The organism is Glycomyces amatae, assembly GCF_020991375.1.
Lineage (GTDB): Bacteria > Actinomycetota > Actinomycetes > Mycobacteriales > Micromonosporaceae > Glycomyces > Glycomyces amatae.
Map to the genome: position 1 here is coordinate 41,839 of NZ_JAJLQZ010000004.1, position 12,146 is coordinate 53,984.

Genomic DNA, 12,146 nt, shown 5'->3' on the forward strand with positions numbered 1-12,146 from the left:
ACCAATGAGTTTCTACAAGGAGGCACCCATGCCCGCCATCACCGTCGGCGCCGCCAAGGTCCACTACGACACCGCCGGATCCGGGCCGCGCCTCGTCCTCGTCCACGGCACCGGCTCCGGCGGCGCCGAGATGGTCTGGGGCGGCATGCTCGACCACTTCGCCACCACGCGCACCGTCGTGCTCCCCGAGCTGTCCGGATCGCTCAAGACCGTCGACGACGGCGCCCCGCTCACCGTCGAAGGCCTCGTCGCGCAGGTCGCCGCCGTCATCGAGGCGACCGGGGACGGGCCGGTCGACGTCGCCGGGTTCTCCCTGGGCGGCACGGTGGCCGCCGCGCTCGCCGCGCTCCGCCCCGAGCTGGTGGCCCGCGTCGTCCCCATCGCGGGCTGGGCCCGCAGCGACCACCCGGCCTTCCAGCAGACGTTCGCGCTGTGGCGCTCCCTCGCCGACGACCCGCGGCGCTTCGGCGAGTTCGCGACGACCACCGTGTTCAGCTCGACGTTCCTCGGCCGCTTCGACGACGCCTCCCTCGCCACGGTCAACGCCACGATGGTTCCTGACGAGGGCACCCTGCGCCACATCGACCTCGACGTGCGCGTGGACATCCGCGCGCTCCTGCCGAAGATCCAGGCGTCGGCGCTGGTCATCGGCAACGCCCACGACGCGTGCGTCCCGGTCGGCCTCCACCGTGAGCTCGCCGCCGGCATCGCGGGCGCCCAGTACCGCGAGCTCGACAGCGGCCACATCGGCTTCGCCGAGCAGCCCGAGGCGTTCCTCGACGCCATCGACCGCTTCCTGGCGTGAGCGGCGGGACCCCCTCCCGCCACTAGACTGGCCCCCGACACCGGCACGGGAAGGGGCACCATGGGCTCGGAGGCCACGGCGGCGCGGCGCGGCCGCCCCGACAAGCGCGAGGCGATCCTCCGCGCCGCGAGCCGCGTGTTCGGCCGCGAGGGCTACGCGCGGGCCACGGTCGACGCCATCGCCGCCGAGGCCGGCGTGTCCAAGAAGACCATCTACAACCACTTCGAGGACAAGGCCGAGCTGTTCCGCACGGCCGCGATCGAAGGCGTCCGCGACGTCTCGGAGCGCATCAGCGTCCTCGTCGACCGGCACCTGTCGAAGATCCTCGACCTCCAGACCGACCTGACCGACTTCGCGGTCGACCGGGCCGAGGCGATCCTGGACGCGCCCGACGAGCACACCGCGTTCAGCCGCACCATCCGCGCCGAGGTCACGAGCCTGCCGAGGCCCGTGATCGACGAGTGGCTGCGGGAGGGGCCGCTGCGGTCGCAGCGCGAGATCGCCGCGAAGTTCCGGGCGATGGCCGACCGGGGCCTATTGGCGCTCGACGACGCCGACAAGGCCGCCGAGCACTACACGCTGCTGAGCTTCACCCCGATCAGCGACCGCACCTTCTTCGGGGCGCTGCCGATCGGCGGGGACGAAGTGGCGGCCCTGGCTGCCGAGGGCGTGCGGATGTTTCTGCGCCTCTACGGCGCTCAGTCGCCGAACCGCGGGGAGTAGGCCCCGCCGAGGTCGACCGGCTCGGCGGGCCGGTCGCCGTCGCGCAGGCGCTTGACGAGGGCGACGAACCGCTCGGGGCCGATGGAGCCGTCGGAGGCGCCGCACCGCTCGGCGGGGAGCCATCCGAAGCCGAGCCGCTGCTCGTAGGCGATGCCGCTGGACATGCGGGGTGCGAAGCGGTCGACGCGGTGGAAGAAGTACCAGTTCTTCTGGACCAGCAGGCGGCCGTGCGGGAACGCGGCGAAGACGCCGTAGGCGACCGGCGCCCCCAGCGCCCCGGGCTCGAGCTCGAGCCCGGTCTCCTCGGCGACCTCGCGGACGGCGCCCTCCGCCGGGGACTCGCCGGGGTCGAGGCCGCCGCCGGGGACGAACCAGCGGACGACCCCGTCCAGGCACGGGTTGCCGCCGATGTGGAGGACCGCGCCGTGCTGGTCGAGGAGGAGGACGCGGGCGGCGACGCGCAGGACCGCGCCGGTCTCGGCTTCGATGCTCATCGCAGGCTCGCGCGGTTCCCGGCGGGCTCGAGCTGCACCGGCTCGGTCGGCACGTCGCCGCCGATGAGACGTTTCACCAGGTCCACGAGCGAGTCGATGGGGCGGTCGAACCCGTCGGCGGCGTCGAAGGCGTCGGCGGCGATCCAGGTGAACTCGAAGTCCTGCTCGTAGGCGTCGCCGCCGCTGACGCGCGGCTCGAAGTGCTCGACGCGGACGAAGAAGAAGTGGTTCTCCTGCGTGAACGGGCCCTGCGCCCGCAGCGCGTGGTAGTGCTGGCGGGCGACGGGGCCGGTGAGGTCGGACGGGTGCAGGCGCAGCCCGGTCTCCTCGAACAGCTCGCGCGCGGCGGCCTCGGCCATGGCCTCGCCCTGGTCGATGCCGCCGCCGGGGAGGAACCAGCGGGCGGGGCGCTCGGCGGTGGCGTTGCGGCCGGTGAACAGGACGCGGTCCTGCTCGTCGATCACGATGCAGCGCGCGCCGTGCCGGTCGATTCGGGTGGTTTCGTTCTCCGCGGTCACCGGTCAAGTATGGCGGCACGCTCTGTAGGCGTCCAGTCTCTATCCGCGTCCCACAGCCAGGCGCCCCACGGAAGCCGAACGGGCGGAACGGGTTCGGCGCCGGCCCGCACTCCTTTGAGCAGGCAGGCGATCGGCGCGGGGAAGACCAGGCCGTCGGCGGCGGCCAGCTCGGCGGGACCGAGCCAGCGCGCCGCGGTGAACTCCTGCCGCTCGACCTCCTCGAGCCGGTCCCGGACCGGCTCGAAGTGCGGCACGCGCAGGAAGAAGTAGGCGTCCCGGGAGTGGACGACCAGGTCGGGGGCGTCAGACCAGGCCCCTTCGGTCTCGGCCACCACAGGGCCGAGCGAATCGGGCGCGACCTCGAGGCCGGTCTCCTCGAACACTTCGCGGACGGCGCCCGCCTCGAGGGTCTCGCCCGGGTCGAGGCCGCCGCCGGGGGTCACGTAGTACTCGACGCCGGGGCCCATGTAGTCCCTGCTGTGGAACAGCAGCACCCGGTCGTCCTCGTCCACCAGCAGCACCCGCGCGCACCGGCGGCGCACGATGCGGGGTTCGATGCTCATGGCCCCGAGTATGGTCCCGCCGCGGGGCGCCGGCAAGGCGCCGGCGCCCCGCCGGCGTTCAACCCAGGATGTCGGCGACGGTCGGCGCCACGCCGCCGCGTTTGAGCCAGACCGCGAGCTGCGCGGGGTCCTGGCACTGCTCGATGCGGCGGCGCTGGTTCTCGGTGAGGTGCAGCCCGCGCCCCTCGATGACGAGGATCAGCGCCCGGGCCTCGCCCCGGGCCTCACCGCGGGCCTCGCCGCGGGCCTCGCCGCGGGCTTCGCGCTCGGCGAGGAGCTTGCTCTGGTACGGGTACGTCTCGCTGCTCATCAGCGCCTCCAAGATCGTGGCCCCGAGGTGGTGCGGGCCCGCTCGATTCAGGCGACCGCGCGCGTGAGCGCTTCCCGCTCGCTCTCGGGCAGCCGCCGCTGCAGCCGCCGCGCACGGAGTGTCGCGTCAGCGACCTCGCAGATCCGGGCGATCTCCACATCGGCGGGCGACACCTCGGCCAGGCCGTGCTGCTCCAGCCACATGGACACCTCAGCCCACGAGTACAGGCTCACGCGCGGCCGCGGGATCCGCGGCTCGGGGAACCCGCCGGGACCGCGGCGGCCAGTGGTCCAGTGGTCGACGGCTGCGAAGGTCCTGTTGGTCCGCTCGGCTATCTCGGGCAGGGCGACCAGGTCTTCAGAGACGCCGAGGAGGTCGACACCGGCCTTCCGGCCCTGCCGGATGGCCGACGCGACAGCCTGGACCGCCGAGGGGGCCTCCCGATCGAAGACCGCCGACCCTTCGCCGCCTGTGGCCGGTTCGAAGGCGACCAGGGCGTCGCCCCAGCCCGCTTCATACAGCGCGTCGATGACATGGTCGCCGGGCGGAGCAGAAAAGTGCAGTTCGAACGCGTAGACAGTCACCGTTTCATGGTCCCTTCTCGATATCTGTGCCCAAACCGTGGGAACACCGGTCGGCCAGTTTCCGCAGTCGCTTGGCGAAGTCTTCCGGTGATGTCGGTGTCGACCAGATCGATCTCGGTGGTCGACAACCTTCCTCGCCGCCGGGGCAGTACGCCTTCCCCCATGCGTGTCCTGCCGGTACTGCGATCTTCCAGCCCTTCGCCTCCATGTACTCGACCGCCGCGCGGATGTGCTTGTCGGGATGTCTCGGCATGTATCAATAACACTACATCCTCGACGTGAAGCCCGGCAGCGACACGCGGGGCGCCTTGCGTCAGCGTGCGCTCCGGTCCGCCCAGGGCGGCTCGATCGGGCCGTCCGGGCGCTCTCCGGCGAGGAGCCGCTCGAGGACTCCGGCCAGGCCGACCGGGAAGACGACCGCGTCCGTCGCGGCCAGGTCCGCCTGCGAGAGCCACTCGTAGCGGCTGATCTCGCGGTCCTCGCCGTCCTCCAACCCGCTGAAGTCGGGTTCGCAATGGGCCGTGCGCCGGAAGATCAGGCCCTCAGGGGTGGTCGCCATGCGCGCCGGCGTAACCCGCCGCAGCGGCGGCGCCCCGGGCGCAGAGCGGGCCCGCGGCGCTGCGCCGCGGGCCCGGGTTCCCTCGGTTCAGGCCGCGGCCGGCTCCACCGCCTTCTCGGCTGTCCCGCGGTCGGCGATGAGCCGCTTGGCGAGCCGCCCCGACGCCTCCGCGACGCCCATGATCATCAGGGCGTTGATCGCGTGGAAGCCGAAGACGATCTGGCCCGGCACCGTCCCGGCCACGCTCACCACCGCGATCAGCGACTGGAGCACGACCAGGCCGAACGTCGCCGCGGCCAGGCCCGTGAGCTTCCCGCCGGAGCGGGCCAGCGCCGCGAACAGGATGCCCAGCAGCGCCACGGCCGCGATGAGGCGCCCGTTCATGATGTGCAGCGAGAACGACTCGTCGGGCGAACCGGTCCCGAGCGAGCCGTACCCGGCGAGGAAGAACTGGACGCCGATCAGCACGTGCAGCAGCATCGTCCAGACCCGGTAGACCTTAAGCATCGATGCCCCCCGTTGCCGCGCTCTCCGACGCGATCTCGTCCTGGACCGCGTCGACAGCGGTCATCGCCCCGTACGCCAGCAGGTAGACCACGCAGTGGTCCGAGAACACCTCGCCGCGCCACTCCTCCACATCGGACTCCTCTACCGCGTCGGGGGCCAGCGCCGCCGACACCGCCAGCCGCGCCCCCAGCGCCGCCTGCGACGGCAGGTCCGCCGCGCCCGCCAGCGCCGGCGGCCGCGCCCCCAGCGCCGAGGCGCCCGCGCCCACCGTGCGCGCCACCGCGTCCGCGGCCTGGTCGCTCAGCAGCATCGACCCGTACCCGGCCATCGCCCGCACCGTCCCGTACGCCCGGCCCACCGGCGAGCCCGCGGCCCACGCCGGCTCCCGCACCTCCAGCTCCCGCACCCAGTCCGGCAGGTCCTCCAGCAGCGGCAGGCTCGCCCCCGGCGCCAGGTCCGCGGCCACCGCCTCCCGCACCAGCCGCGACGCCACCTGGCGCCCCAGCCGCGTCCGCGTCACCGGGCTCGGCGACTCGTTGTCCGCCAACGCCTTCACCAGGCGCGTGATCAGCTCGAACACCAGCGCCGTCCCGATGAACCGCGCCGCCGCCTCCGCTGGGAACGGCCCCTCCGGGCCCGGCTCCAGCGCCCACTCGGCCAGCGCCGCCCACTGGGGCGGCATCCGGCCCGAGCGCACCGCCTCCGCCGCCTCCGACTCGCCCGCCGCGTGCAGCATCATCGCGTGCGCGTCCGTGCAGAACCGGCACTCGTTGCGCACCGCGATCACCATCGCCACCACCTCCTTCGCCTTCCGCTCCTCGGGCCCGCCGACCAGCAGCGACTCGCGCAGCAGCGCCCACACCGGCGCCAGCAGCTCCGGCGCGGGCGACAGCATCGTGATCGCCGGGCCGATCACGCCCAGCTCGGACTCGACCTGCCGGTACACCGCGGCCAGCAGGCCATCGGCGTGCTTCGGAGCGACAGGGGTGACATGTCTGACTCCAGGGACTGTGCCTGTCAAGGCCATGGGGGTCGCCTCTCCTCGATTCGGTCCGGCGGCAGCGGCCGCCGCACGCCTCCAGGCTCCCCGCCGCCGGGCCGCGCGTCGTCGTCCCGCCGCCGACATTCGCGGCGGCGCCGAGCGCAGCACCGGGCCTCCCCGCGTACACCCTGGGCGGTACGCCCGGCCTGCACCGCGAGCCGACGCCGCCGCGGCCGGGCCGCCATAGGATGGGGGCATGTCGGCTCCCCCCACGTCCCGCCTCACCGGCCCGCGCCTCGACCTGGCCGTCGCCGCCCTCCTCCTGGCCGACACCCTGCTCTCGGGGGTGTTCAAGGCCATGGGGGACGGCCTGCCCCTCTACGCCTGGCCGCTGCTGGTGGCCGGCCCGGCCCTGTTCCCGCTGTGGCGCCGCCACCCGCGCGCGGTCATGCTCCTCAACGTCGTGGTCCTCGTCGTCATCGGCCACCTCCACCTCGGCCCGCTCAGCGCCCTCCCGGCCCTGGTCGCCGTGGCCGTGTGCATGTACGCCGGGCACCGCCGCCTCACCATCGCCATGGTGCTGATCCTGTCGACGTTCACCTTCCTCGGGAACTGGCAGACCGCCGGCTTCCGGCTCACCGGCAACGTCCTGGAGCAGTCCATGCTCGTCATCGGCTGGCTCCACGTCGCCCTCATCTCCGGCGAGTCGCGCCGCCAGCGGGACGCCTACATGGCCGAGGCCGAGCACACCCGCGAGGAGGCGGTCAAGCGCAAGGCCGCCGACGAGCGCGTCCGCATCGCCCGCGAGCTGCACGACTCCCTCACCCACTCGATCTCGGTGATCCGCGTCCAGGCCGGCGTCGCCCTCCACCTGGCGCGCAAGCGCGGCGAGGAGCCGCCGCCCGCGCTCGTCGCCGTCGAGGAGGCCGCCAAGGACGCCACCCGCGAGCTGCGCGAGACCCTCACCATGCTGCGCGACGACGACGGCCACCGGCTCTCCCGCGTCACCGACCTCGTCGACCGCTACCGGGGCCTGGGCTTCGCCATCGAGATCGCGTGCGCCATCGACGACCACGCCGAGGTCGGCGAGGAGGCCGACCACGCCGCGTACCGGATCGTCCAGGAGGCGCTGACGAACGCCGTCCGCCACTCCGGCGGCGACCGCGTCCGGGTCCGCGTCGCCCGCACCGAGGAGGCGCTCGTCGTCGAGGTCGCCGACAACGGCGGGACCGCCGCCGTCGTGCCCGGCCGGGGCCTCACCGGGATGCGCGAGCGCGTCGACGCCCTCGGCGGCACCCTCGACGTCGGACCCGGCGAGTACGGTTTCACCGTCCGCGCCGAACTGCCCGACGCGGCGCCCGCGCCGACGGCCGAGGCCGCGGCGGCCCAGGAGGCCGCGCGGTGATCCGGGTGCTGCTCGCCGACGACCAGCCGCTCATGCGCGGCGGCTTCCGCGCCCTCATCGACGCCGAGGACGACATGACCGTCGTGGCCGAGGCCGCCGACGGCCCCACCGCCGTGCGCCTCGCCGCCCAGGTCCGGCCCGACGTGGCCCTCCTCGACGTGGAGATGCCCGGCGGGGACGGCATCAGCGCCGTGCGCGCCATCGCCGCCGACGCCGCGCTGGACGACCTCCGCGTCGTCATGCTCACCAACTACTCCTTCGACGCGTACGTCTTCGACGCGCTGCGGGCCGGCGCCGCCGGGTACCTCGTGAAGGACACCGAACCCGAGGAGCTGCTGCGGTGCGTGCGCGCCGCGGCGGCGGGGGAGACGCTCCTGTCGCCGCAGATCGCGGCGAAGCTCGTCGCCGAGTACGTCGCCCACCCGCCCGCGCGCCTGGCCGGACGCGTCGAGGGCCTCACCTCCCGCGAGACCGAGATCGTGGCGCTGGTGGCGCGGGGCCTGACCAACGGGGAGATCGCCGAGCGCCTGTTCATCAGTCCGGCGACGGCCAAGACCCACGTGCACCGGGCCATGATGAAGCTCGCCGTCCGCGACCGCGCGGGCCTGGTCGTCTTCGCCTACGAGTCGGGCCTGGTGCAGCCCAAGGGCGGCGCGTGAGCGGCCGCCGCCGTCACGCTTCCGGGTGACACGGGCGCCGCGGGGCCGCGTTCTTGTCGGACCCGAGCGGGAGAGTGGGCCCTACCTTTCCCCTCTCGGGAGGGCGGGGGCTAGGGATGGCCGCGGCGGTCCCCGGCACCGGTGCCACCGCCGCCCCCGAGGCCCCTGCCGCCGTCGTCGTCCTCGACTTCGACTTCGCCGTCGCCGTCGCTCCCGTCACCACCGGCACCGTCACGGCCCTCCCCGCCGTCCCCGGCCGCGCTCGGCTCCCCCGCCTCGCCCTCGGCGGTGCCCGCCGTGCCGGCCGCCGGTTCGGCGGTCGCGTTGAACTCCGCCCCGAACAGCAGGACCGCGTTGGTGATCCACAGCCACACCAGGAACACGATCATGCCGCCGAGCGCGCCGTACGTCTTGTCGTAGTTCCCGAAGTTCGCCACATACAGTCCGAACAGGACCGACACCGCGATCCACAGCACCACCGCCAGCGCCGCCCCCGCGGCCCGCTCGCCGAACCGCGAGCGCCTCGACGGCGCCAGCCAGTACAGCAGCGCCACGATCGCGATGACCAGTACGACGATCACGGGCCACTTCACCCACGCCCACACCGCCACGGCCGTGCCGCCCGCACCGAGCGCGCCGCCGATCGCCCGCGCCACCGACCCCCCGGTCGCCGCCACCACCGCGCACACCGCCGTCAGCGCCCCGACCACCACTGTGAGCACCACCCGCACGATGAGCACCGTCCACCACTTGCGCGTCTCCCCGGTCCCGTTGACCTCGTTCAGCGCCCGCGAGAACGCCGCCACGTAGTTCGAGGCCGCCCACAGCGCCGCCACCAGGCCCACCAGGGCCATGAAGCCCGCCGTGGCCGGGTTCATCTGGAGGCGCGCCACGGCGTCCTCGATGATCCGCATGGTGTCCTCGGGGGCCACCGAGGCGATCCCGTCCAGCAATGAAGCGGTCGCGTCCTCGTCGAGCAGCCCGATGAGCGAGGTGCCCACCAGGATCGCAGGGAACAGCGACAGCACCGAGTAGTACGTGAGGGCCGCCGCGTCGTCGCCGCGGCTCTCCGAGCCGTACCGCTTAGCGGCCTTGATGATCGATCGTCCGCTCATCACTCCACCGTGCCAGGTCCGGCCGCCCCGCGGGGGCGAACGACCGACCCGGTTGCGGGCTAACGGGTGTAGCGCTGCTCCTCGCCGCCGCCGGTGGGGCGCGGGCGCGTGGTGAGGTCCCAGATGACGAAGACGTCCACCGCGATCACCAGCGCCGCCCACAGCGGGTACTGGGGCGCGAGGAAGAACTGGTTCATCGCCGAGACCACCGCGACCAGGAGCGCGGGGGCGACGCTGCGCCGCAGCCGCCCCAAGACCCGGCCCGGGCCCAGCTGCGCGAAACCGATCACGATGGCGGCCAAGCCGATCGCGATGTTCACCCAACCCCACCCGGTGTTGTCGGCCCGGTACCAGTAGCCGCCGCCGGTGAAGGCGAACACCTCGCCGCCCGCCACGGCGTACCCGATGAACACCTGCCAGGCGCCGACCAGCAGCAGCAGGACCCCGGCGAACGCGGAGCCGCCGGGCTCTCGGCGAGGATTCCAGTCCTCTTGCGTCATGTGGGGTCCCCCGGATGCCGGACGGCTTCGGTACCGCCGTGCGCGAGCCTCAGCTTAAGCGACGGGCCGCCGGGCCCTCGGCTTCGACGCCCGCCCAACGGCCGCGAACCCTCACCGCTAGGCGCCCTTGGCGTCCCCGACGCGGCGCAGCCAGTTCCCCAGCAGGGCGCTGCCGTCCTCGGTGAGGATCGACTCGGGATGGAACTGCACGCCCTCGACGTCGACCGCCCGGTGCCGCAGGCCCATCACGGTCCCGTCCTCGCTGGTGGCGCTCACCTCCAGCGGGTCGCGCACGCTCGCGGGCTCGACCGCCAGCGAGTGGTACCTGGTGGCGGTGAACGGGTTCGCGAGCCCCGCGAACACGCCCGAGCCGTCGTGGCGGATCGGGGAGGTCTCGCCGTGGCGCAGCTCGGCCGCCCGCGAGACGACCGCCCCCCAGTGCTCGGCGATCACCTGGTGCCCCAGGCACACCCCGAGGACCGGGACCGCGCCCGCGAAGCGGTCGAGCAGCTCGTGGCCGAGCCGGGCCTCGTCGGGGCGGCCCGGCCCCGGCGACAGCAGCAGCCCGGCCGGGCGCAGGCGCGCCGCCTCGTCCACGTCCGTCCGGTCGGAGCGGCGCACGTCGACCCTGGCGCCCAGCGCCCGCAGATAGGAGACGATGGTGTGGACGAACGAGTCGCGGAAGTCGACGACCAGCACGCTACCCATCGGGGTGTTCCACGGTGTCGGGCGGGCTCAACCGTCGTCCTCGTCCGACTCGCCGCCGGGGGACTCCGCGGTCTGCCAGTCCTCGGGGTCGAACCCGGTGCCCTGGCAGTCCACGCCGGGCGTGCACGTGGGCGACTCGGCGTCGCCGCCCTCCTCGGGCTGCTCGACGTTCACCCCGCCCGCGGGGTCGACGTTGCTCCAGGGCATGTGCGGGCGGACCGCCGGGAAGAGCACGAACCACAGCAGGGCGACGGCGCCGGCGCCGAGGGCGAGCGAACCGGCGATCTTGCCGGGCACGCCCCCGGGGAGCCTGCTCCAGATCCACGAGTACACGTCAGACCTCCGGGTCGATGGCCGCGTCGGGCAGGTCGCCCTCGGGGTCGCGCGGGACGGTGTCCACCAGCTGGCTGTAGACGACGTACCGCTCGTAGTTGTCCCACAGCGGATGGCAGGTGAACAGGGTCAGCCAGTAGTCCTCGTCGCCCGGCTCGGTGCCCGGCTCGCCGGGCACCGGCGCGGTGATGTCCACTTGGGTCTCGTTGACGACCTCGTGCTCCTGGACCTCGTAGACGTAGAAGTTCTCCTTGGTCTCGATCACGACCTTGTCGCCGGGTTCGAGGTCGCGGATCTTCTGGAAGATCGCGGGCACGTTGTGGCCCGCGAGGGTGAAGTTCCCCTGGTCGCCGGGGTAGGCGCCGTCGAGGTACCGGCCGGGGGCGTACTCGATGTCGGCCGGCTCGGTGCCCTCGACGAGGGTCCAGGACTCGGCCCGGATGTCGGGCGCCCACATGCGCGCGAAGGCGTCGCCGAGCTCGGGGACGGGCGCGCCGTCGACGCCCTCGTCCGCGACCTCGCCGCTCCAGATGGTGTCGAGGTCGCCCGAGAGGGTCTCCTGCTCGTTGTTGATCTCGCCGGAGACGCCGAAGACCTCGTACCCGGCGTAGAGCAGGACGACCGCGCCGAGGGTGATGAGCGCTTCGCCCAGGCCGCGGACGGTGCCGCGCAGGCCCCCTTCGCCGCGGTGGCGCTTGACCGAGCGGTTCTTGCGGGCGGCGCTGTCGGCGCCGGGCGGGGCGGGCGTGTCGTCGGCGGGGATCACCGGGAGGATCGCGGTCCCGTCGGGCTCGGGCACGAGGGAGGCGCGCTCGGCCCGGGCGAGGGAGGGCGGGCGCAGCGCGGTGGTGGTGTCGAAGTCCGGTTCGGCCGGGGGCGGGGCGGTCGCGGCGGCGGGGGGCGGGGAGGACTGCCGGGGCGGGGAGTAGGGGGGCGCGGGGGTGCGCGGGCCGGGGGAGGGCCGGGCACTGTTGGAGCGGGCACTGTTGGAGCGGGCACTGTCGGGCCGGGGCGGGAGCGAGCCCGGCGGCGAGGGCGCGGCAGGGGGCCCGCCCCCCGCGTCGGGGCCGGGAGCGGGGACCTTCGCCTGCCCGCTCGAACCGGGGACGCCGGCGCGGCCGGGGCCGGGCGCGGCGGGGGGCCGCGGCGGCGACGCGGGCGGCGGCCCGCCCTCGCCGGGCCCTTGCGGCGGCCCCGATCGCGGCTCGTTCGCGAAGGGGGACCAGTCCTGATCGCTCACCTGGAACTTCCCCTCCGTCGTGCCGGTGTACTCAACGCCTGGATGATGTCGTAACCATAACGCGCGAGGCCATCCTAGAGATGCACCGCGAACGCGAGTATCGCCCGAACGGGCACCGCCCCGACCTGTTCGAACACCCGC

The 12,146-nt window shown here is 73.8% G+C and carries 17 protein-coding genes; 4 read left to right on the forward strand and 13 right to left on the reverse strand.

The features are described 5' to 3' along the window. The first annotated feature begins 28 nt into the window (after positions 1-28). The gene (locus LO763_RS07435) at positions 29-805 is read left to right on the forward strand and encodes an alpha/beta fold hydrolase (protein ID WP_230601337.1); all 777 of its coding nucleotides are present in this window, start codon (positions 29-31) and stop codon (positions 803-805) included. Between the two features lie 60 nt (positions 806-865). Then, positions 866-1,528 carry a TetR/AcrR family transcriptional regulator gene (locus LO763_RS07440; RefSeq protein WP_230601338.1) on the forward strand — a complete coding sequence of 221 codons (663 nt, stop codon included), beginning with the start codon at positions 866-868 and terminating at the stop codon, positions 1,526-1,528. On the opposite strand, the gene LO763_RS07445 is transcribed toward LO763_RS07440, so the two are convergent. The 8 genes from LO763_RS07445 to LO763_RS07480 form a co-directional block, all read right to left on the reverse strand. Beyond that, positions 1,504-2,022, reverse strand: a complete 519-nt coding sequence (locus LO763_RS07445; RefSeq protein WP_230601339.1) for an NUDIX hydrolase — start codon at positions 2,020-2,022, stop codon at positions 1,504-1,506. The genes LO763_RS07440 and LO763_RS07445 overlap by 25 nt on opposite strands. After that, positions 2,019-2,540 carry an NUDIX domain-containing protein gene (locus LO763_RS07450; protein WP_230601340.1) on the reverse strand — a complete coding sequence of 174 codons (522 nt, stop codon included), beginning with the start codon at positions 2,538-2,540 and terminating at the stop codon, positions 2,019-2,021. Before LO763_RS07450 ends, LO763_RS07445 begins: the two co-directional genes overlap by 4 nt. Further along, positions 2,537-3,103, reverse strand: coding sequence for an NUDIX hydrolase (locus tag LO763_RS07455; RefSeq protein WP_230601341.1), 567 nt, complete (start codon positions 3,101-3,103; stop codon positions 2,537-2,539). The genes LO763_RS07450 and LO763_RS07455 overlap by 4 nt, the downstream gene beginning before the upstream one ends. Positions 3,104-3,161: 58 nt before the next feature. Continuing rightward, the gene (locus LO763_RS07460) at positions 3,162-3,413 is read right to left on the reverse strand and encodes a hypothetical protein (protein ID WP_230601342.1); all 252 of its coding nucleotides are present in this window, start codon (positions 3,411-3,413) and stop codon (positions 3,162-3,164) included. 47 nt (positions 3,414-3,460) lie between these two features. Then, entirely contained in the window at positions 3,461-3,997 is a 537-nt protein-coding gene (locus tag LO763_RS07465) for a hypothetical protein (protein WP_230601343.1), read from the reverse strand. A gap of 313 nt (positions 3,998-4,310) precedes the next feature. Continuing rightward, the gene (locus LO763_RS07470; protein ID WP_230601344.1) at positions 4,311-4,556 is read right to left on the reverse strand and encodes an NUDIX hydrolase; all 246 of its coding nucleotides are present in this window, start codon (positions 4,554-4,556) and stop codon (positions 4,311-4,313) included. Positions 4,557-4,643: 87 nt separating this feature from the next. After that, positions 4,644-5,063: a DUF6220 domain-containing protein gene (locus LO763_RS07475; protein WP_230601345.1), complete on the reverse strand. Its 420-nt coding sequence runs from the start codon at positions 5,061-5,063 to the stop codon at positions 4,644-4,646. Then, positions 5,056-6,009, reverse strand: a complete 954-nt coding sequence (locus LO763_RS07480) for a carboxymuconolactone decarboxylase family protein (RefSeq protein ID WP_230601346.1) — start codon at positions 6,007-6,009, stop codon at positions 5,056-5,058. Before LO763_RS07480 ends, LO763_RS07475 begins: the two co-directional genes overlap by 8 nt. A 292-nt stretch (positions 6,010-6,301) precedes the next feature. Here LO763_RS07480 and LO763_RS07485 point away from each other — a divergent pair, with 292 nt between their 5' ends. Further along, complete coding sequence (locus LO763_RS07485) at positions 6,302-7,450, forward strand: sensor histidine kinase (protein WP_230601347.1); 1,149 nt, start codon at positions 6,302-6,304, stop codon at positions 7,448-7,450. Beyond that, a complete protein-coding gene (locus tag LO763_RS07490; protein ID WP_230601348.1) occupies positions 7,447-8,109 on the forward strand; it encodes a response regulator in 663 nt (220 codons plus the stop codon). The genes LO763_RS07485 and LO763_RS07490 overlap by 4 nt, the downstream gene beginning before the upstream one ends. Positions 8,110-8,219: 110 nt before the next feature. On the opposite strand, the gene LO763_RS07495 is transcribed toward LO763_RS07490, so the two are convergent. The 5 genes from LO763_RS07495 to LO763_RS29650 all read right to left on the reverse strand — a co-directional run bounded on the left by LO763_RS07495 (position 8,220) and on the right by LO763_RS29650 (position 12,005). Further along, positions 8,220-9,224 carry a YihY/virulence factor BrkB family protein gene (locus tag LO763_RS07495; RefSeq protein WP_230601349.1) on the reverse strand — a complete coding sequence of 335 codons (1,005 nt, stop codon included), beginning with the start codon at positions 9,222-9,224 and terminating at the stop codon, positions 8,220-8,222. A 59-nt stretch (positions 9,225-9,283) separates the two neighbouring features. Next, positions 9,284-9,724, reverse strand: a complete 441-nt coding sequence (locus tag LO763_RS07500; RefSeq protein WP_230601350.1) for a DUF7144 family membrane protein — start codon at positions 9,722-9,724, stop codon at positions 9,284-9,286. Between the two features lie 117 nt (positions 9,725-9,841). After that, positions 9,842-10,432: an anthranilate synthase component II gene (locus tag LO763_RS07505; protein ID WP_230601351.1), complete on the reverse strand. Its 591-nt coding sequence runs from the start codon at positions 10,430-10,432 to the stop codon at positions 9,842-9,844. Positions 10,433-10,459: 27 nt separating this feature from the next. Beyond that, a complete protein-coding gene (locus LO763_RS07510; protein ID WP_230601352.1) occupies positions 10,460-10,765 on the reverse strand; it encodes a hypothetical protein in 306 nt (101 codons plus the stop codon). Between the two features lies 1 nt (position 10,766). Then, entirely contained in the window at positions 10,767-12,005 is a 1,239-nt protein-coding gene (locus tag LO763_RS29650) for a class E sortase (protein ID WP_230601353.1), read from the reverse strand. Positions 12,006-12,146: the final 141 nt, after the last annotated feature.

Coding starts and splice junctions, on each gene's coding strand:
- LO763_RS07435 (WP_230601337.1), top strand. CDS start 29: ATGCCCGCCATCACCGTCGGCGCCGCCAAGGTCCACTACGACACCGCC.
- LO763_RS07440 (WP_230601338.1), top strand. CDS start 866: ATGGGCTCGGAGGCCACGGCGGCGCGGCGCGGCCGCCCCGACAAGCGC.
- LO763_RS07445 (WP_230601339.1), bottom strand. CDS start 2,022: ATGAGCATCGAAGCCGAGACCGGCGCGGTCCTGCGCGTCGCCGCCCGC.
- LO763_RS07455 (WP_230601341.1), bottom strand. CDS start 3,103: ATGAGCATCGAACCCCGCATCGTGCGCCGCCGGTGCGCGCGGGTGCTG.
- LO763_RS07460 (WP_230601342.1), bottom strand. CDS start 3,413: ATGAGCAGCGAGACGTACCCGTACCAGAGCAAGCTCCTCGCCGAGCGC.
- LO763_RS07470 (WP_230601344.1), bottom strand. CDS start 4,556: ATGGCGACCACCCCTGAGGGCCTGATCTTCCGGCGCACGGCCCATTGC.
- LO763_RS07475 (WP_230601345.1), bottom strand. CDS start 5,063: ATGCTTAAGGTCTACCGGGTCTGGACGATGCTGCTGCACGTGCTGATC.
- LO763_RS07485 (WP_230601347.1), top strand. CDS start 6,302: ATGTCGGCTCCCCCCACGTCCCGCCTCACCGGCCCGCGCCTCGACCTG.
- LO763_RS07495 (WP_230601349.1), bottom strand. CDS start 9,224: ATGAGCGGACGATCGATCATCAAGGCCGCTAAGCGGTACGGCTCGGAG.
- LO763_RS07500 (WP_230601350.1), bottom strand. CDS start 9,724: ATGACGCAAGAGGACTGGAATCCTCGCCGAGAGCCCGGCGGCTCCGCG.
- LO763_RS07505 (WP_230601351.1), bottom strand. CDS start 10,432: ATGGGTAGCGTGCTGGTCGTCGACTTCCGCGACTCGTTCGTCCACACC.